This window comes from Pontibacter arcticus (genome assembly GCF_003284895.1).
In the GTDB taxonomy this organism is placed as follows: domain Bacteria; phylum Bacteroidota; class Bacteroidia; order Cytophagales; family Hymenobacteraceae; genus Pontibacter; species Pontibacter arcticus.
Genome location: NZ_QMDV01000004.1, coordinates 100,570 through 118,581 on the forward strand (window position 1 = coordinate 100,570; position 18,012 = coordinate 118,581).

14 protein-coding genes are annotated in these 18,012 nt (G+C 47.1%); 10 read left to right on the forward strand and 4 right to left on the reverse strand.

The genetic code is table 11. The features are described 5' to 3' along the window. Nucleotides 1-27 precede the first annotated feature (27 nt). Genes mraY through ftsZ form a run of 8 tightly spaced genes read left to right on the forward strand, consistent with a single transcriptional unit; the run spans nucleotide 28 to nucleotide 9,961 of the window. Entirely contained in the window at nucleotides 28-1,248 is a 1,221-nt protein-coding gene (gene mraY / locus DP923_RS13190) for a phospho-N-acetylmuramoyl-pentapeptide-transferase (protein ID WP_112306343.1), read from the forward strand. Nucleotides 1,249-1,255: 7 nt separating this feature from the next. Then, a complete protein-coding gene (gene murD, locus DP923_RS13195; protein ID WP_112306344.1) occupies nucleotides 1,256-2,593 on the forward strand; it encodes a UDP-N-acetylmuramoyl-L-alanine--D-glutamate ligase in 1,338 nt (445 codons plus the stop codon). A gap of 24 nt (nucleotides 2,594-2,617) precedes the next feature. Beyond that, nucleotides 2,618-3,757 (forward strand): FtsW/RodA/SpoVE family cell cycle protein, encoded by a 1,140-nt coding sequence (locus DP923_RS13200; protein WP_112306345.1) that lies wholly within the window; start codon nucleotides 2,618-2,620, stop codon nucleotides 3,755-3,757. Continuing rightward, nucleotides 3,750-4,862, forward strand: a complete 1,113-nt coding sequence (murG, locus tag DP923_RS13205) for an undecaprenyldiphospho-muramoylpentapeptide beta-N-acetylglucosaminyltransferase (RefSeq protein WP_112306346.1) — start codon at nucleotides 3,750-3,752, stop codon at nucleotides 4,860-4,862. Before DP923_RS13200 ends, murG begins: the two co-directional genes overlap by 8 nt. Then, complete coding sequence (gene murC / locus DP923_RS13210) at nucleotides 4,859-6,268, forward strand: UDP-N-acetylmuramate--L-alanine ligase (protein WP_112306347.1); 1,410 nt, start codon at nucleotides 4,859-4,861, stop codon at nucleotides 6,266-6,268. The genes murG and murC overlap by 4 nt, the downstream gene beginning before the upstream one ends. Continuing rightward, complete coding sequence (locus DP923_RS13215; protein WP_112306348.1) at nucleotides 6,255-7,016, forward strand: cell division protein FtsQ/DivIB; 762 nt, start codon at nucleotides 6,255-6,257, stop codon at nucleotides 7,014-7,016. Before murC ends, DP923_RS13215 begins: the two co-directional genes overlap by 14 nt. An 11-nt stretch (nucleotides 7,017-7,027) precedes the next feature. Continuing rightward, a complete protein-coding gene (gene ftsA / locus DP923_RS13220; protein ID WP_112306349.1) occupies nucleotides 7,028-8,377 on the forward strand; it encodes a cell division protein FtsA in 1,350 nt (449 codons plus the stop codon). 24 nt (nucleotides 8,378-8,401) lie between these two features. Then, nucleotides 8,402-9,961 (forward strand): cell division protein FtsZ, encoded by a 1,560-nt coding sequence (gene ftsZ, locus DP923_RS13225; RefSeq protein WP_112306350.1) that lies wholly within the window; start codon nucleotides 8,402-8,404, stop codon nucleotides 9,959-9,961. A 276-nt stretch (nucleotides 9,962-10,237) separates the two neighbouring features. On the opposite strand, the gene DP923_RS13230 is transcribed toward ftsZ, so the two are convergent. The 4 genes from DP923_RS13230 to DP923_RS13245 all read right to left on the reverse strand — a co-directional run bounded on the left by DP923_RS13230 (nucleotide 10,238) and on the right by DP923_RS13245 (nucleotide 14,457). After that, nucleotides 10,238-10,762 (reverse strand): NADPH-dependent FMN reductase, encoded by a 525-nt coding sequence (locus tag DP923_RS13230; protein WP_112306351.1) that lies wholly within the window; start codon nucleotides 10,760-10,762, stop codon nucleotides 10,238-10,240. A 137-nt stretch (nucleotides 10,763-10,899) separates the two neighbouring features. Continuing rightward, the gene (locus DP923_RS13235) at nucleotides 10,900-11,652 is read right to left on the reverse strand and encodes a succinate dehydrogenase/fumarate reductase iron-sulfur subunit (RefSeq protein ID WP_112306701.1); all 753 of its coding nucleotides are present in this window, start codon (nucleotides 11,650-11,652) and stop codon (nucleotides 10,900-10,902) included. Between the two features lie 168 nt (nucleotides 11,653-11,820). Further along, complete coding sequence (locus DP923_RS13240) at nucleotides 11,821-13,755, reverse strand: fumarate reductase/succinate dehydrogenase flavoprotein subunit (protein ID WP_112306352.1); 1,935 nt, start codon at nucleotides 13,753-13,755, stop codon at nucleotides 11,821-11,823. Nucleotides 13,756-13,776: 21 nt separating this feature from the next. Continuing rightward, nucleotides 13,777-14,457: a succinate dehydrogenase cytochrome b subunit gene (locus tag DP923_RS13245; RefSeq protein ID WP_112306353.1), complete on the reverse strand. Its 681-nt coding sequence runs from the start codon at nucleotides 14,455-14,457 to the stop codon at nucleotides 13,777-13,779. 220 nt (nucleotides 14,458-14,677) lie between these two features. Here DP923_RS13245 and DP923_RS13250 point away from each other — a divergent pair, with 220 nt between their 5' ends. Both DP923_RS13250 and DP923_RS13255 read left to right on the forward strand, forming a co-directional pair. Then, nucleotides 14,678-17,479, forward strand: a complete 2,802-nt coding sequence (locus DP923_RS13250) for a T9SS type B sorting domain-containing protein (protein ID WP_112306354.1) — start codon at nucleotides 14,678-14,680, stop codon at nucleotides 17,477-17,479. Next, on the forward strand, nucleotides 17,479-17,904 hold the full coding sequence (locus tag DP923_RS13255) for a thiol-disulfide oxidoreductase DCC family protein (protein WP_112306355.1): 426 nt from the start codon (nucleotides 17,479-17,481) through the stop codon (nucleotides 17,902-17,904). Before DP923_RS13250 ends, DP923_RS13255 begins: the two co-directional genes overlap by 1 nt. The last annotated feature ends 108 nt before the right edge of the window (nucleotides 17,905-18,012 follow it).

Sequence of the window (18,012 nt, forward strand, 5' to 3'; positions counted from 1 at the left end):
AGCCAAAAAGTAACAGAGATTAATTAAATGCTTTACTACCTTTTTACATACCTCGATAGAGAATTTGATTTAGCTGGAGCCGGTGTGTTCCAGTATATCTCCTTCCGGGCAGGTATGGCCACGCTTTTGTCGTTGCTGATTGCGATGATATTTGGTGGCAGACTGATTAAAATGCTGCAGCGCAAGCAAGTAGGCGAATCTATCCGCGACCTGGGCCTGGAAGGGCAGATGGAAAAGAAAGGAACGCCGACCATGGGCGGGCTGATTATACTTTTAGCCATACTTGTTCCAGTGCTATTGTTTGCCCGTCTCGACAATATCTATATCCTTTTGATGATTGTGTCTACGGTTTGGCTGGGCCTGATCGGTTTCCTGGACGATTACATTAAGGTTTTCAGAAAGAACAAAGAAGGGCTTGCCGGCAGGTTTAAAATTCTGGGCCAGGTAGGTCTGGGTCTGATTGTGGGCTTCACGTTATACTTTAGCGATGATGTAACGGTGCGCCAGTACATACTTGCCGATGGCACCACGTCTGCTGTAAAAGCTACATCCAGCTGGGTTGATGTGAAATCGATGATCACAACCATCCCGTTCCGCAAAAACAACGAACTCGATTATTGTAACCTGTTCTCTTTTGCCGGTCCTTTGTTCCAGGATTGGTCGTGCTACTTATACATTCCATTTGTGATCCTGGTGATTACGGCCGTATCGAATGGCGCTAACATTACCGACGGAATTGACGGGTTGGCTGCCGGTACTTCGGCTATTATTGGCACTACGCTGGCTATTTTTACTTACGTATCCGGTAATACCATTTTCGCGGATTACCTGGATATCATGTTTATTCCGAACTCCGGGGAGCTGGCTATTTTCTGTCTGGCTTTTGTGGGTGCCTGTGTGGGTTTCCTGTGGTACAACACGTATCCGGCGCAGGTTTTTATGGGCGATACGGGCAGTTTGGCCATCGGCGGTATCATTGCCGTTTTATCCCTGATCGTTCGGAAAGAATTACTGATTCCTATACTTTGCGGTATTTTCCTGGTAGAGAACCTCTCTGTAATGTTGCAGGTGAGCTACTTTAAATACACCAAACGAAAGTATGGCGAAGGCCGCCGCATCTTTAAAATGTCACCGTTGCACCACCACTACCAGAAAATGGGCTACCACGAATCGAAGATCGTTGGCCGTTTCTGGATTGTAGGCATCATGCTGGCCATTTTAACACTTGTAACACTTAAATTACGCTAACGCAGTGATGAACATAGCCATACTTGGAGCAGGAGAAAGCGGCGTAGGAGCGGCTCTATTAGCGAAAGCGAAAGGGCTGAACGTGTTTGTATCGGATATGGCCCCGATAAAGGACAAGTATAAGTCCAAATTAGCAGAATCCGGAATCGAGTTCGAGGAAGGCACGCATACCTTTGAGCGCATTCTTACTTCGGATGAGATCATCAAAAGCCCGGGCGTTCCGGAAAAGGCGACCATTATTCAGGAAGCAATCAGCAAAGGAATTCCGGTAGTTTCTGAGATCGAGTTTGCGGCACGTTATACGTCGGCTAAGTTTATCTGCATTACAGGCACCAACGGCAAAACCACTACTACACTACTGACTTACCATCTGCTTAAAAGCGCGGGTATCAATGTGGCATTAGCTGGTAACATCGGGGAGAGCCTCGCCGAAAAAGTGATTGAAGACAAGTATGAGTTTTATGTAATAGAGCTCAGCAGTTTTCAGCTGGATAACATGTACCAGTTTAAAGCGCACATTGCCGTTCTGCTCAACATTACGCCTGATCACCTGGACCGCTACAATTATGAGTTAGAAAAGTATGCCGCCTCTAAAATGCGGATCATACAAAACATGACTCAAGCGGATCATTTTTTATATAATGCCGATGATCAGCATATAGCTGCTGCTTTTGATAAGAACCAATTTGCCGGTACAGCAATACCTTTCTCGCTACAGGAAAATGCGGCTGTAAAGTATAACGACCAAAGTATAAACCTGGCTTTTGGGGATACGAACGCAACTATCAGCACAGAGAAATCTCCGCTCATTGGCAAGCACAACCAATACAATACCATGGCAGCTGTGGCGGTTGCAAAACTTGTGGGTCTCTCAGATGCAGAGATTGAGCAGGCGCTTTATACTTTTCAGAATGCAGACCACCGCTTGCAGCCAGTAGGCGAAGCCAAAGGCGTAACTTATATCAACGACTCCAAAGCCACCAACGTCGAAGCAGTATATTATGCTCTGGAAGGTATAAAAAAGCCTATTATCTGGATTGCCGGTGGCGTGGATAAAGGCAATGATTATACTTTGCTGCATGATCTGGCCAAAGAAAAAGTAAAAGTGCTGATCTGCCTGGGCAAAGACAATGAGAAATTAAAGAAGGCTTTCGGCCGCATCGTGTCTGTAGTAGCCGAAACAGAATCCATGGGTTATGCAGTGCGACTGAGCCGTTCGCTCGCAGACGAAGGCGATGTGGTACTGCTTTCACCGGCCTGTGCCAGTTTCGATCTTTTTAATAATTATGAGCACCGGGGGCAGCTTTTTAAGGAGGCCGTAGAGCGCATCGTTTTGAATAAATAATATAACCAAGCAGACCGAAGGTTTATGATAAAGCAGTGGTTACAGAAGAATATGAAGGGGGATCCTGTTTTGTGGGGGATCGTGATCGCTTTTTCGCTGATAAGTGTAGCTGTGGTTTATTCGGCTACAGGTACCTTGGCCTATAAATCCAAAGAGGGCAACACCGAATATTTCCTGTTTAAGCATACTACCCTGATCCTGGTTGGGTTGGCCTTTATGTGGTTGGCGCACAAACTCGATTACCGGTATTATTCCAAATTATCGTTGCTGGCGCTTATTATTTCGGTGCCGTTGCTGCTGTTTACGTATTTCTTCGGCTCTAATATCAACGAAGCTTCCCGCTGGATCACCATCCCTGTTATCAACCAGACGTTCCAGCCTTCGGATCTGGCCAAACTTGCCCTTATCTCATACCTGGCAAGTATGTTATCCAAGAAGCAGCACGAGTTGCATCTTAAAAAAACGCTGATCCCAATCTTTTTATGGACAGGCGCTATCTGTGGCCTGATCGTGCTCACCAATACATCAACCGCTGTGTTGCTATTCCTGACCAGTATGCTGCTTCTGTTTATCGGGCGTGTGCCGCTGAAGTACCTGATGGTAGCCATGGTTTTTTGTGTGGTCCTGGGGGCAGCAGGTTTAGCAGCCGGCCAGCGACTGGATACGGCCATCAGCCGCGTGGAGGCTTTCAGAAGCGATACGGAAGTGCCATTCCAGTTGGAGCAGTCTTACATTGCCATTGCAACCGGTAGTTTACTGGGCAAAGGCCCAGGCAATTCTGATCAGCGCGATATTCTGCCTCACCCGTACTCCGACTTTATTTACGCGATCATCCTGGAAGAATATGGTTTGGTAGGGGGCGTGATTGTTCTGTTTTTATACCTGGCACTTCTGTATCGGGGACTGGTTACGGTTAATAAAAGTAACGGTGCCTTTGGTGGACTTTTGTCTGCGGGGTTAACCTTTAGTTTGGTGTTGCAGGGCATGGTGAACATGGCCGTAGCAGTCGGGTTAGGCCCGATCACGGGTTTGCCATTGCCTTTGCTAAGTATGGGAGGTACGTCGCTGATCTTTACGGGTATTTCCCTGGGGATTATCCTGAGTGTAAGCCGCACAGGAAACGAGTTTGAAAAAGCACCCGCTAAAGTAGCCGTAAATGCATAACAGTCCACGTCCATATCGCATCATCATCAGCGGTGGCGGCACCGGCGGGCACATATACCCGGCCGTGGCTATTGCCAACCAGATAAAAACCGTAAACCCGGCTGCTGAAATTCTGTTTGTGGGCGCCAAAGGCCGTATGGAAATGACCCGTGTACCAGATGCAGGCTATAAAATTATCGGGCTTTGGATCAGCGGTTTGCAGCGCAGGCTTACACTGGATAACCTGTCTTTCCCGCTCAAAGTGGCATCAAGTATACGTGCATCTTATAAGATCATTAAAGATTTTAAGCCGGATGCTGTGGTTGGAGTAGGAGGTTACGCCAGTGGCCCTTTGCTTTATGCAGCTACGGCACGTCGTATTCCATCCCTCATTCAGGAGCAGAACTCGTATGCGGGCATCACGAATAAACTGCTTGCCAAACGTGTGGACAAAGTATGCGTGGCTTATCCGGGCATGGAAAATTTTTTCCCAAGCGATAAACTGGTACTGACCGGCAACCCGGTGCGCAGCGACATCATGGAAAGCCACTTGAAACGAAACGAAGCGCTGGCACATTTCAATTTAAACGAAGCTAAGAAAACCATACTTGTAATTGGTGGCAGTTTAGGAGCCAGAACCATTAACCAAAGTATAGCCGCCGGCCTGGATCAACTGGTAGCTGCCGGTTATCAAATCATCTGGCAGACAGGGAAAACATATTTCCCGGAAGCAGAGAAACTGGCAGCAACAAAAACCGAAGCAGGTATACGCGCCTTCGATTTTATCAAACGTATGGATCTGGCCTATAGCGTAGCCGATATTGTAATTTCCAGGGCAGGGGCCTTGTCTATTTCAGAGCTTTGCCTGGCAGGTAAAGCCGTTATACTGGTGCCTTCGCCTAATGTGGCAGAAGACCATCAGACAAAAAACGCAATGGCCCTGGTGCAGCAGCACGCAGCCATACTTGTACGCGATGCCGATGCTTCTCAGCAACTGATAAACAAAGCGTTAGCATTAGCAGAAGATGAGGCAGAGCAAAAAATACTGGCCGGTAACATTACACGTATGGCTAAACCGAACGCCGCCGCCGAAATTGTAAACGAACTTTTAAAGCTGATAAAGTGAAGCTCCAAGACTATACCTACATATACTTTTTAGGCATCGGCGGCATTGGCATGAGCTCGATTGCCCGCTGGTTTAAAGCCAAAGGTTTTCCGGTGTGGGGCTACGATAAAACACGTACGCCACTAACTGCAGCGCTGGAGCAGGAAGGGATACTTATCCATTACGAAGATAATATTGTAAACCTGCCGGAGCAGGTACTGCAGCACAAACAACAGACGCTGGTTATACTTACACCGGCCATTCCGAAAGACCATACGGAGTGGGCATACCTGCAGGAGCACGGCTATACGATCAAAAAAAGATCTGAAGTTCTGGGCATCATCACGGCTTCGGCATACACGGTTGCAGTGGCCGGTACACACGGTAAAACCACCACATCCTCCATTGTAACGCATTTGCTGCACCATGCCGGTGTGGATTGTTCTGCTTTCCTGGGCGGGATTTCTACAAACCTCAACTCGAATTTACTTATAGGAAGCGGCACCAGTGAAAGAGAAATTGTGGTAGTGGAAGCCGACGAGTTCGACCGCTCTTTCCTGACTTTATACCCCGATATTGCCATCGTTACCTCCGCCGACCCGGACCATCTGGATATTTATGGCGATAAAGAAGAACTGACACGCACTTTCCGGAAATTTATCAGCCAGGTAAAACCGGGTGGTTTTCTTTTTATTCAGGAAAGCACGGATGCCAGTTTACTAAATGAACTACAGGAAGGTGTGCAGGTAGTACGGTACAGCTTTGCGGAAGGGCAGGCACATATTCAGAACCTCAACATAAATGGCCGCTGGTTCGAGTTTGATGTAAAGAGTCCGTTTGGAAGTATAAACAACTTGCGTTTGGGCGTGCCCGGTTTCCATAATGCTGAGAATACGCTGGCTGCTATACTTGCCGCCCAGGTTTTGCAGGTTCCCGAACAACGTATAAAAGCGGGGGTGAAAGCATTTTCCGGTGTTAAACGCCGGTTCGAATTTGTCTATGAAGGCAATGGCAAAGTATACATCGATGATTACGCACATCACCCAAAAGAAATAGATGCTTTTATGGGATCGTTGCGGGCGCTGTATCCGGATAAGAAGGTGAGCGTTATATTTCAGCCACATTTGTTTACACGTACACGCGACTTTGCGACCGGATTTGCAGAAAGCCTGAGCCGTGCCGATGAAGTGATCCTGCTTGAAATATACCCGGCTCGCGAAAAACCGCTTCCAGGCATTAATTCTGGCATGTTACTGGACCTGATCACGTGCCCGGACAAATCCCTGTTGGGAAAAGAAGAAATATTGCAAAAACTGCGTTTGAACGCTGATTTCGAGGTTTTAGCTACTATCGGGGCCGGGGATATTGACACATTGGTACTACCTGTCAAAAATATTTTAGAAAATAACGGAGATGGGCTTGAATAGTAAAATAAAATCTTTAATTTTTGCAGGTTGTAGCATCCTATTGGTTGTTGCGCTGGCAGGTTTTGCGACCTCGCGCCAGAATAAAAAAGTATGCAAAACAGTTACTGTTAAAATTGATAATGAGTACAATAATTACTTTCTTGGAGAAAAGGAGGTCCGGGATTTACTAACCAGGGAAGGAGAAAGAAAGCTCGAAGGACTGGCAAATGATAACATTGATCTGAAGAACCTGGAAAAGCGCATCGAAGCAGACAAGTTTGTAAAGAATGCAGAAGTGTTCAGAGGGCTGGATGGCAACATCCATGTTACAGTAAAGCAAAACAGGCCGATAGCCCGGATCATCAGACCTAACCAGGATGTATACATCGATGCAGAGGGAACCATACTTCCGCTCTCCGAAAGGTATACGGCACGTGTCATCCCTATTACAAAATCGGCACTCTTAGAATCAACCGATAAGGGTTTCTTTCAGGACTCAGCAGGGCAGTCTTATCTTTCGTTGCTACAGTTTATCGAAAGCGACCAGTTCTGGAAAGCACAGTTGGCCCAGATGCATATTGATGGCAAGGGCAAAGTTTCTTTTTTACCACAGGTTGGCGAACACACCATCGAGTTCGGCAAGCCCATGGAAATAGAAGATAAGTTTAAGAAGTTAATGATCTTTTATAAGAAAGTGCTGCCCGTAACAGGCTGGGACAAATATAAAAGGGTAAACATAGAATACGACGATCAGATTATTTGCGAATAATAAATGGAACTATGCAGAACGACAAAATAGTAGTAGGCTTGGACATTGGAACAACCAAAGTTTGCGCACTTGTTGGTCGAAAAAATGAATTTGGCAAACTGGAGATCCTGGGGATGGGACAAGCGCCCTCCGAAGGGGTAGTGCGTGGCATTGTAAGCAACATCGATAAAACAGTTGATGCTGTTAAAAAAGCGATCCGCCAGGCTGAAGAACAATCCGGGATAAACATAGGAGTTGTAAACGTAGGTATTGCAGGCCAGCACATTAAAAGCCTGCAGCATAACGGCAGCATCACCCGCCAGGTATCAGACAATGAGATAACCGTAGACGATGTAAACAGGCTTACAAACGATATGTACCGCCTTGTTACACCTCCCGGCAGCGAGATCATCCACGTAATGCCACAAGAGTATAAAGTGGACTACGAAGAAGGTATAGTGGACCCGGTTGGTATGTCCGGCGTGCGCCTGGAAGGTAATTTCCACATCATCACAGCGCAGTCAAACGCTATCAACAACATTAACAAGTGCATGACGCGTGCCGGCCTTGAAATAGACCATCTGATACTGGAGCCGCTTGCTTCGTGCATGTCTGTTTTAAGCGATGAAGAAAAGGAAGCAGGTGTTGCTTTGGTGGATATAGGTGGCGGTACAACAGATTTAGCTATCTTTAAAGACAATATAATTCGCCATACGGCAGTTTTACCTTTTGGCGGCAGTATAATTACGTCCGATATCAAGCAGGGATGCATGGTGATGCAGAACCAGGCAGAGCAGCTGAAAGTTAAATTTGGTAAAGCAATTGCAGGCGAAGCATCAGAAAATGAAATAGTTTCTATCCCAGGATTGCGCGACAGAACGCCAAAAGAGATATCTTTAAAGAATCTTGCTTATATCATTGAAGCAAGAATGGAAGAGATTATCGAGTTAGTGTATGCCGAGATCATGCGCTCTGGTTATGCAAACAGCCTCGCAGCCGGTATTGTAATTACAGGTGGCGGCGCACAATTGCAGAATCTGGTACAATTAGTAGAATATATTACCGGAATGGATACCCGAATCGGTTATCCGAACGAGCACCTCGGTAAATCAAGAATTGATGCTGTAAAAAGCCCGATGTACGCTACTAGCGTAGGTTTGGTACTTGCAGGCTATCAGCCAATCGACCAGCGTAGCGGGAATTACGCACAGGTTGAAGAGAAAGAAGAATACCAGAACAAGCCTGTACAGAAAAGTACAGCAAACAATACAAATAGCAGCAGTAGCAATAACACGAGCTCAGGCTCCGGTAGCAGCGGCGGCGGTTTGTTTCAGAAGCTGAAAGGCTTTTTAACAGACGACATAGACAAACAAAGTTATTAACCTATTAGAGCAGGAGACAACAGCATGACTTCAATGTACACTTTCGATTTGCCAGCCAGCGGTAAGTCTATAATCAAGGTGATTGGCGTTGGGGGCGGTGGTAGTAACGCTGTCAACCACATGTATAAGCAGGGTATCAAGGATGTGGAATTTATTATCTGCAACACTGATGCACAAGCGCTGCAAAGCAGTAGTGTACCAAATAAACTTGCCATTGGCCAGAACCTGACAGAAGGACTGGGGGCAGGTGCCAACCCTGAAAAAGGAAAACAAGCCGCTCTGGAGAGCAAAGAAGAAATACGTGAGATGTTAAGCGCCGATACAAAAATGGTGTTTATCACGGCAGGTATGGGCGGCGGAACTGGTACGGGTGCTGCACCGGTTATCGCGAAAGTGGCAAAGGAGTTAGGCATCCTGACAGTTGGGATCGTAACGGCGCCTTTTATATTTGAAGGCAAGAAAAAGAAAACTGCTGCCGAGAACGGTGTTAAAGAACTAAGCGAAAACTGTGATACCATACTTGTTATCCTGAATGATAAGCTGCGTGAGATGTTCGGTAACCTGACCATCCGTGAAGCTTTCGCGAAGGCGGATAACGTATTAACGACAGCCGCTAAATCTATCGCAGAGATCATTACGGTTACTGCGGAAGTGAACGTGGACTTTGAAGACGTTAAGACGGTAATGAAAGACTCTGGTGCTGCCGTAATGGGTTCTGCTACCACAGAAGGCGAGGGCCGTGCCCTGCGTGCTGCTGAAGAAGCGCTTTCATCTCCGTTGCTGAACAACACAGATATTATTGGTGCTCAGAGAATTCTTCTTTCGATCATGTCTGGTGAGCAGGCTGAACTTGAAATGGATGAACTGACTGAGATCACGGAGTATATCCAGGACAAAGCCGGTCAGGAAGCTGAAGTTATCTTCGGACATGGTATTGATTCTTCGCTTGGCCAGAGCATTCGTGTAACTGTTATTGCTACAGGTTTCGCGAGCACTGCTGAAAGTATACTGGAACCAAAAAAAACAGTATTTGACTTAAACAGCCAAAAAAAAATTGAAGTAACAAACGAAGCGCCCGTTAAGGTAGAAACACCTGAGCCGGTTTACTATGCGCCTCGTCCGGCAGCAGCACCAGCACCTGTTGCTCCTGCGCCTGCACCGGTACCAGTTCCAACGCCTGCACCTGCTCCGGCACCGCAGCAGTATGAGCAGCGCAAGCCAATTGAACAGGCTCAGCCTACCCGTATCGTGCATATATTGGATGCGCATACGAAGAACGATGGGTTTACGGCTGCCGCCAGAAGCACGGACAGCTATTCTGTTGGTGAAGCAGACAGACGTGCTCAGGAGCAATTACATTTAAAGCAACTTGCCGACGAAAGAAAAGCACGCCTGCAAATGTTGAGCACCGAAATTACATCTGAAGCCATGAAGGAGAAGATGGAAGTTCCGGCTTACCTGCGCCGCAATGTAGCCTTGGATAGAGTTTCTCATTCTTCGGAGCGCAGCATCTCCCGCTTTAACCTGAACGACGACAACGAGATCTTAGGAGATAACCGCTTCCTGCATGACAATGTAGACTAAGGTTCTTCCAAGTATAAAGTATAAAAAAAGCCCGCTGTTTAAAGCGGGCTTTTTTTATACTTTATACTTTCTGATGTTATTTAAAAGTAAAGTCATACTTTCAGATCAAAGTATAAATCAATAAGATTTTACTTCAGATTGCGCCGTTGTAGGTGTTTTCACCGACAACATTAGTCTATATGCTTGCAGTTGAAAACACGCAGGAGTCCAGTTTATACGGTTTTATTGAAAAGCTAAGTAGTTTCAAAGTATAAATACAGTCTTCAGTTTCTATACTTAAAAGTTAATAAAGCTTTCTACCTGTTCCTCTAAAAGCTGCGCATACAACTCGTTGGTAAGCTCCTTGCCATCGAAGTTCTTGCTTATAAAAGCCAGTTTCAGCTTCTGTGCCAGCACATGCATGCCCAGGTAGTTAAAGATATCGGTCAGGTGGCTGGTAGCCAGCAGGCCGCCCTGCATCCCGGAGGACAGGCCCACTAAAGCCGCTTTCTTATTCTTGAAGGTAAACGGATAATCCAGGCCATCAATAAAAGCTTTCAGAACACCCGGGAAGGAACCGTTATACTCTGGCACCACAAACACGAACTTCTCAGAATTGGCGACCATAGCGCCTAATTTATTAAACGCTTCGTTTTTGCCGGTGTAGTCGTAAAGAGCAGAAATTACAAAGTCCTCAGGAAGTTCGGCCAGATCGAGTATCTGGTATGCCATGCCTTTTTCTTCCAGTTTAGAAGCATATAAACTCACTATCGCTCTGGTTAAAGAGGCAGGTCTGTTCGTGCCGGATATAAGTGTGATCATAGGTTAAAGTATAAAAGTGCTTCAGGCCAAGTATAAATTCACCAAAGCAAGTATAGTTTCAAAGATAAGTGGTCTGGATTTAAAACAAAAAAGGCGGGAACATTGCTGCTCCCGCCTTTTATAAACTAATAAGTTACTTAGAAGTTTTCTGAAGTTGCCTTAGCAGAAATATATTCTCTGCGCAGCATGTTAATGTTCTCCAGCGAAATGCCTACCGGACACTCGGCAGCGCAGGCTCCTGTATTGCTACAAGCTCCGAAACCTTCTATTTCCATCTGGGCCACCATGTTCTCTACACGCGTCTGGCGCTCTACTTTACCTTGTGGTAACAGGGCAAGCTGCGATACCTTAGCAGATACGAACAGGATAGCAGAAGCATTTTTACACGCTGCTACACATGCACCACACTGGATACAGGTTGCCGCATCAAACGCCTTGTCTGCAATCGTTTTCGGAATCGGAATCTCGTTGGCATCCGGTACGCCACCTGTGTTAACAGATACGTAACCACCAGCCTGCTGAATACGGTCAAAGGCAGAACGGTCTACTACCAGGTCTTTGTGCACCGGGAAGGCAGCTGCTCTCCAGGGCTCAATGGTAATGGTATCGCCATCTTTGAAGTGGCGCATATGCAGCTGGCAGGTTGTAGTGCCACGCTCCGGGCCATGCGGACGGCCATTGATGTGCAGGCTGCACGCACCGCAAATACCTTCGCGGCAATCGTGGTCAAACGCGATCGGGTCTTCACCGCTACGCAGCAGGTTCTCGTTGAGTACGTCCATCATTTCCAGGAAAGACATATCAGGAGAGATTCCTTTAACAGGGTAAGTTACCAGCTGACCAGCGGCATCTTTATTTTTTTGGCGCCAAACCTTTAGCGTAAGATCCATCGGTTTAGCATTTGGATTACTTCCAGCCATTTTATTTGTCAATTAAGAATTACGAATTAACAATTACGAATTGAGAAAAATAAATTACTGATTAGAAAAAAACTGAGAAGTTATACTTACCTGCAATCCTAATTTGTAATTCGTAATTCTTAATTCGTAATTAATTATTTATTTATAGCTACGCTGTGTCAGCTTCACGTTCTCGAATTTGAGATCTTCTTTGTGCAGCATTGGCTGGTTGCCAGTTCCTGTAAACTCCCAGGCCGCTACATAAGCAAAGTTCTCGTCATCGCGCAGGGCTTCGTTCTCCGGTGTCTGGTATTCCTCACGGAAGTGGCCACCACAAGATTCTTCTCTGTGCAGCGCATCGTCTACCATCAGTTCTCCAAGCTCCAGGAAATCGGCAACACGGTGTGCTTTCTCAAGTGTCTGGTTTAACTCTTCGTTTACGCCGGTTACTTTCACATCTCTCCAGAATTCATCACGCAGTTTACGGATCTCGGCTTTCGCGAAACGAAGTCCTTCGGCGTTACGGGCCATACCGCAGTAATCCCACATTATCAGGCCAAGTGCCTTATGGAAATCATCTACTGTGCGCGTTCCCTGGATAGAAAGAAGCTTGTTTGTAATAGCCATTACGTTCTGCTCGGCTTCCTTAAAGGCAGGGTGCTCGGTGCTGATACGCTCGTTTGGCATTTTAGCCAGGTAATCACCGATAGTATAAGGAACTACAAAGTATCCGTCAGCTAAACCTTGCATCAGGGCAGAAGCACCTAAGCGGTTTGCACCGTGGTCAGAGAAGTTACACTCGCCGGTCGCATATAAACCAGGGATAGTAGTCATCAGGTTATAATCTACCCAAAGGCCACCCATGGTATAGTGTACGGCAGGGTAGATACGCATTGGCTTTTCATACGGATTCTCATCAGTAATCTTAGCATACATATCGAACAGGTTACCATACTTGGCTGCAATAGCCGGCTGACCTTCACGCTTAATTGCATCAGCAAAATCCAGGAATACGGCAAGGCCTGAAGCACCTACACCACGACCTTCGTCGCACATCAGTTTGGCATTACGGGAAGCCACGTCGCGTGGTACCAGGTTACCAAATGCAGGATACTTACGCTCCAGGTAGTAATCGCGGTCTTCTTCTTTGATGTCGTTCACCGTGATTTCTCCTTTGCGAAGACGCTGTGCTGTCTCAACAGTTTTAGGAACCCAAACACGGCCATCGTTACGAAGCGACTCAGACATCAGCGTCAGCTTTGACTGGTAATCGCCGGATACCGGGATACAGGTAGGGTGGATCTGCGTAAAGCAAGGGTTAGCGAACAATGCCCCTCTGCGGTGTGCTCTCCAGGCAGCTGTAGCGTTAGAACCCATCGCATTCGTAGACAGGAAGAATACGTTACCGTATCCGCCGGTTGCCAGAACTACAGCGTGTGCACTATGCGATTCAACCTTACCCGTGATCAGGTTACGAACTACAATACCACGTGCTTTGCCATCTACCATTACCAGGTCAAGCATTTCGGTGCGCGGATACATTTTTACTTTACCGTAAGCAATCTGGCGGTTAAGCGCTGAGTAAGCACCTAAAAGCAACTGCTGTCCGGTTTGGCCACGTGCATAGAACGTACGCGATACCTGCGCACCACCGAATGAACGGTTAGCGAGAAGCCCGCCGTACTCACGTGCAAACGGTACACCTTGCGCCACGCATTGGTCAATGATATCTACAGATACCTGAGCCAGACGGTACACGTTAGCTTCACGTGCGCGGTAGTCACCACCTTTAACGGTGTCGTAGAACAGACGGAAAACAGAGTCGCCATCGTTCTGGTAGTTTTTAGCAGCATTAATACCACCCTGAGCCGCAATGGAGTGCGCACGACGCGGAGAATCCTGAAAACAGAATGCTTTTACGTTGTAACCAAGCTCACCAAAAGTAGCAGCAGCAGAAGCACCAGCCAGGCCGGTACCAACTACAATAATATCGTATTTACGTTTGTTGGCCGGGTTTACCAGCTTCACGTTAAATTTATGCTTGTCCCATTTCTCCGCTAACGGGCCTTCCGGGATGTTAGAATCTAATATCATAGCAATATGAAAAGACAGTTATTACTTAAGGAAGAAGAAGTATAATGGGATGACAGCAAAGCCAGCACAAACGATTACAGAAAAAGCGTATCCGAATTTCTGAATGAATGGGGTATACTTCTTGTGATCAAGGCCCAGCGACTGGAATGCACTCTGGAAACCGTGGATCAGGTGATAAGCTAGCGCTACCATCGAAATAACATAAATGGCTACATACCACCAAATGTCAAACGACTGCACTACTTTCAGGTAAAGGTTATCGTACTCTACATTCTCGATCACGACACCATCCAGACCGCCAAAACGAGCCGGAACAAAGAAGTTCCAAAGGTGGATGATCAGGAACACAAGTATAACTGTACCTAATAAACCCATGTTGCGGGAAGACCAGGTAGAGTTTTCCTGCGGGCGGCTATCGGCATAACCAATCGGGCGGGCGGCTTTGTTCTTACGCGTTAAAACGATCGCATCGTAAATGTGGAACAGGAAGCCAAGGACTAAAACGATCTCCATGGTGCGGATGATCGGGTTGGTCGCCATGAAGTGGGAGTAGATGTTAAAGGCTTCGCCACCATCGTCTTTAAAGAGCTGTAAGTTGCCAATTAAGTGGACCACCAGGAAAGAGCACAGAAAAAGACCTGTGATGGACATCACGATCTTCCGGCCAACAGTACTGGAAAACGTTTTAGTAAACCAATTCATCTGTATTTGTTAAGGGTTAAATAAATGAGCGTTTTTAATTCTCAAAGGTACATGCAGGCTATATACAAAACAATTTTAAAATCATATTTTGAATCAATCTAAATTGGTATGCGTAGGACAAAAAACCTTTAAAGTATAACCATCATTATCTCTTATTGTTGGTAATATTACCCGGATTTGTTTTCTTTATAGCTAAATTTTACTGCCAAACCCCACCTGTATGCCGAAAAGCTTACGCATAAAGTACTTCCTGCATGCCTGCCTGTTGTGGGTAATGATCATGTTACTGGGTGCAGTGCCTGAGGCGCAGGCCACACACATCCGGGCAGGAGATATTACAGCAAAGCGCGACACCACAGCAAACCCCAATCCGCGCCGTTTTTTCTTTACCATGATCATGTACACCGACCGGGCATCCAGCGCGGAAGACCCTGTTGTACTGATCAGGAACGGAGATGGCACCACACAGGAAGTAGAACGCCTGGCTGTTATACCGATAGGCGAGCCCGCCGATCTGGTTGATAAAGAAGTTTTTAGGTGGGAGTACACCTATGGAGCAGACGGGAGCTACGTAGTTTCCTGGAACGGGCAGAACCGGAACAACGACATCAAAAACATTGCACCTCCTTCGCAGGATATCAACTTCTACATTGAAACGATTGTTAATATAAATGCCCTGCGCGGGTTTAACAGTACGCCTGTACTGCGCGTTGCCCCCATCGATAAAGCTGCGGTAGGCAGAATATTTGTGCACAACCCCGGCGCCACCGATGCTGACGGAGATAGCCTTGCTTTTAAACTGCGCGTGCCGCAACGGGTTGAAGTACCAGGTGGCAGAATATCGGATGTGCCCGGTTATACGTTGCCAAGCCGAACTTTTGCCTGTACCACTGCCAACGGAACAGCTACCTCTTATCTTACTCTGAATGTTGTAACCGGCCAGTTGGAGTGGAATGCACCCTGCATGAAAGGGGAGTACAACGTAGCTTTTGTGGTAGAAGAATGGCGGATAACCGTACAGCCAAATGGCAGGCGCGTAGCAGCCAAGCTAAGCGAAGTGGTCCGGGATATGCAGATCATTGTAAAAGATAACCCGAACAGGCCACCTGTATTGCAGCCAAAAGACACCTGTGTAGTAGCCGGTACAACCCTTGTAGGTATTGTCAGAGCAACCGATCCGGACGGCGACAGAATTAATTTAACGCTTGCCGGTAACGGTGGAATTGTGCCGCCAGCCAGTTTTGTAGCCAATGCCAATACAACAGGCGGCGTGGCAACAGGCACGTTCAGATGGCCAACCGTTTGTGGCGATGTGCGAGAGCGCCCGTACCAGGTAATTTTTAAAGCGGAAGACAGGCCCATACCTGCCGAAAACAAGCTGGCCGATCTCCAACCCTGGAACATTACAGTAGTTGGTCCGCCACCTGTATTAACGGGTATACAAGGCGGCGCAAGCAGTGTAACCATTAACTGGAACCCATATACGTGCCAGAACGCATCTGTTATGAAAGTTTACAGACGCGAAGGCAAGTCTAATTTTGTGCCGGATGCCTGCCAGACCGGCGTGCCTGCCAGCACAGGTTATGTGCTGATCGGGGAAGTACGAAAGAATGCAAACGGTACGTGGGCTACCAGTTTTACAGATACCAACAACGGAGCCGGCCTGAAACCCGGCACAGAATATTGCTACATTACTTATGCTGAATTCCCGGCGCCGGCTGGTGGTAAAAGTATAGCATCAAACGAAGTATGCATTACCGTAGACCAAGATATACCTTACCTTACTAATGTAACTGTTGACCGTACAAGCGCTACAAATGGCCAGATAACGGTAAGATGGATCGCGCCGCTTAACTTAGATAACCTGGCGCAGCCGCTTGAGTATAGATTATACCGTAAAGTAGGCATGGAGCCGGGTGGCAACTTTGGTGCGCCGATCTTTACAAGCCGGAACATTGCAGGCGCTACTTCTTTTGTAGATCAGAACCTGAATACGCAGAATAATGCGTACCGCTATAAATTGGAGTTTTACCAGGCTCAGAACGGACAACCAACCAACCTGCGTCATTCCACGGAAGCATCCAGCGTACGGTTAACAACAGCCGCAGCGCCAAACGATGAAGAAGGTATTGTGCTGAACTGGACGTATAATGTGCCCTGGAACAATACCATACTGGATCATCGCATTTACAGAAGAGCCGAAGGTTCAACGCAGTTTGTTCTCGTAGATCAGGTGAAAGCCGGCGCGACAAGCGGAACCTATACAGACCGTGGCACGGCGCAGGGCGGGCCATTACAGCGCGGCGTAACCTATTGCTATTATGTCGAAACTGCCGGAACCTACCAGATAGCGGGCGTGCCGGAGCCACTCCTGAACAAGAGCCAGGAGTCATGTGCGCTCATTCCGTTGCTGGTTTGCCCGCCGGTGCTAAGTATAAACGAGCTTAATTGTGAGCAGTTCCTGCAGAATCCAACGGATCCGCCTTACCAGAACATACTTACCTGGGTGCCGCCAACCGACCCGGATTGTACCACAGACATTGATTTCTATACTGTATACTTTAAAGGGCCGGGCCAGACAGAGTACACTAAATTAGCGACTACCAAAGAAACTACTTTCACCCATACGGGCCTCGAGTCGTTTGCGGGTTGCTATGTGGTAACCTTAACCGATGTAACTGGTCGCGAGAGCGTATTTAGTAACGAAGTATGCAAAGACAACTGCTTCTACTTTATGTTGCCAAACATCATCACGCCAAACGGAGACGGTAAAAATGATGTGTTCCGACCAGATGAGCGTGCACGATTTATCCGGTCAACTAAGTTTAAAGTGTTTAACCGCTGGGGGACATTGGTATACGAAAGCAGCAGCGACCCATACATTAACTGGGCCGGTGTAGATAAGGACGGCAACCGGTTAACCGACGGGGTATACTACTACGAAGCAGAAGTTTCCGTATTCAGTATAGATCCGGCCCGGGCATCAACCAAGTATAAAGGCTGGGTTGAGATCGTTCGCTAATGAAAAACCATACAGTAAGTGAGTTGCAGGAAAAGCCCATCGTGTTTTACGATGGCACCTGCGGCTTTTGCCAGGGTAGCGTACAGTTTGCCCTGAAGCATAACAAAAAGCAGGATTTATACTTTGCACCGCTCCAGTCCGGGTTGGCTACGCAGCTTGTACCGTTAGCGCAAGTACCGGAGCCGTTGCCCGATTCCATCCTTTTTTACGAGAAAGGTGTTCTTTATACCGAGTCTGAAGCGGTGCTGCGCATTGCCCGTTACCTTAATTTTCCGTTGCCACTTCTTTATTATTTAAGGTTTATTCCCTTATCTTTCCGCAATTTTGTGTACCGGCTAGTAGCCCGAAACCGCTACCTGATTGCCGGCCAGAGAGAAAGCTGCCTGTTGCCTGGCCCCGAAGAACGCGCCAGGTTTGTAGCGTAAATTGTTAAATTGCTGTTTGTTAGATTGTTGTTTCTCTAAAGTATAAACTAACTATAGTCTGAGCAACCATCAAGTTATTTAACCATCAAGCGGAATAACGAATAACCA

Excerpts from the sequence above, each read along its gene's own strand:
- DP923_RS13250 (WP_112306354.1), top strand. The coding sequence starts at position 14,678 with ATGCCGAAAAGCTTACGCATAAAGTACTTCCTGCATGCCTGCCTGTTG.
- DP923_RS13240 (WP_112306352.1), bottom strand. The coding sequence starts at position 13,755 with ATGATATTAGATTCTAACATCCCGGAAGGCCCGTTAGCGGAGAAATGG.
- ftsZ (WP_112306350.1), top strand. The coding sequence starts at position 8,402 with ATGACTTCAATGTACACTTTCGATTTGCCAGCCAGCGGTAAGTCTATA.
- mraY (WP_112306343.1), top strand. The coding sequence starts at position 28 with ATGCTTTACTACCTTTTTACATACCTCGATAGAGAATTTGATTTAGCT.
- DP923_RS13230 (WP_112306351.1), bottom strand. The coding sequence starts at position 10,762 with ATGATCACACTTATATCCGGCACGAACAGACCTGCCTCTTTAACCAGA.
- DP923_RS13235 (WP_112306701.1), bottom strand. The coding sequence starts at position 11,652 with ATGGATCTTACGCTAAAGGTTTGGCGCCAAAAAAATAAAGATGCCGCT.
- ftsA (WP_112306349.1), top strand. The coding sequence starts at position 7,028 with ATGCAGAACGACAAAATAGTAGTAGGCTTGGACATTGGAACAACCAAA.
- DP923_RS13245 (WP_112306353.1), bottom strand. The coding sequence starts at position 14,457 with ATGAATTGGTTTACTAAAACGTTTTCCAGTACTGTTGGCCGGAAGATC.
- DP923_RS13200 (WP_112306345.1), top strand. The coding sequence starts at position 2,618 with ATGATAAAGCAGTGGTTACAGAAGAATATGAAGGGGGATCCTGTTTTG.
- murG (WP_112306346.1), top strand. The coding sequence starts at position 3,750 with ATGCATAACAGTCCACGTCCATATCGCATCATCATCAGCGGTGGCGGC.
- murD (WP_112306344.1), top strand. The coding sequence starts at position 1,256 with ATGAACATAGCCATACTTGGAGCAGGAGAAAGCGGCGTAGGAGCGGCT.
- DP923_RS13215 (WP_112306348.1), top strand. The coding sequence starts at position 6,255 with ATGGGCTTGAATAGTAAAATAAAATCTTTAATTTTTGCAGGTTGTAGC.
- DP923_RS13255 (WP_112306355.1), top strand. The coding sequence starts at position 17,479 with ATGAAAAACCATACAGTAAGTGAGTTGCAGGAAAAGCCCATCGTGTTT.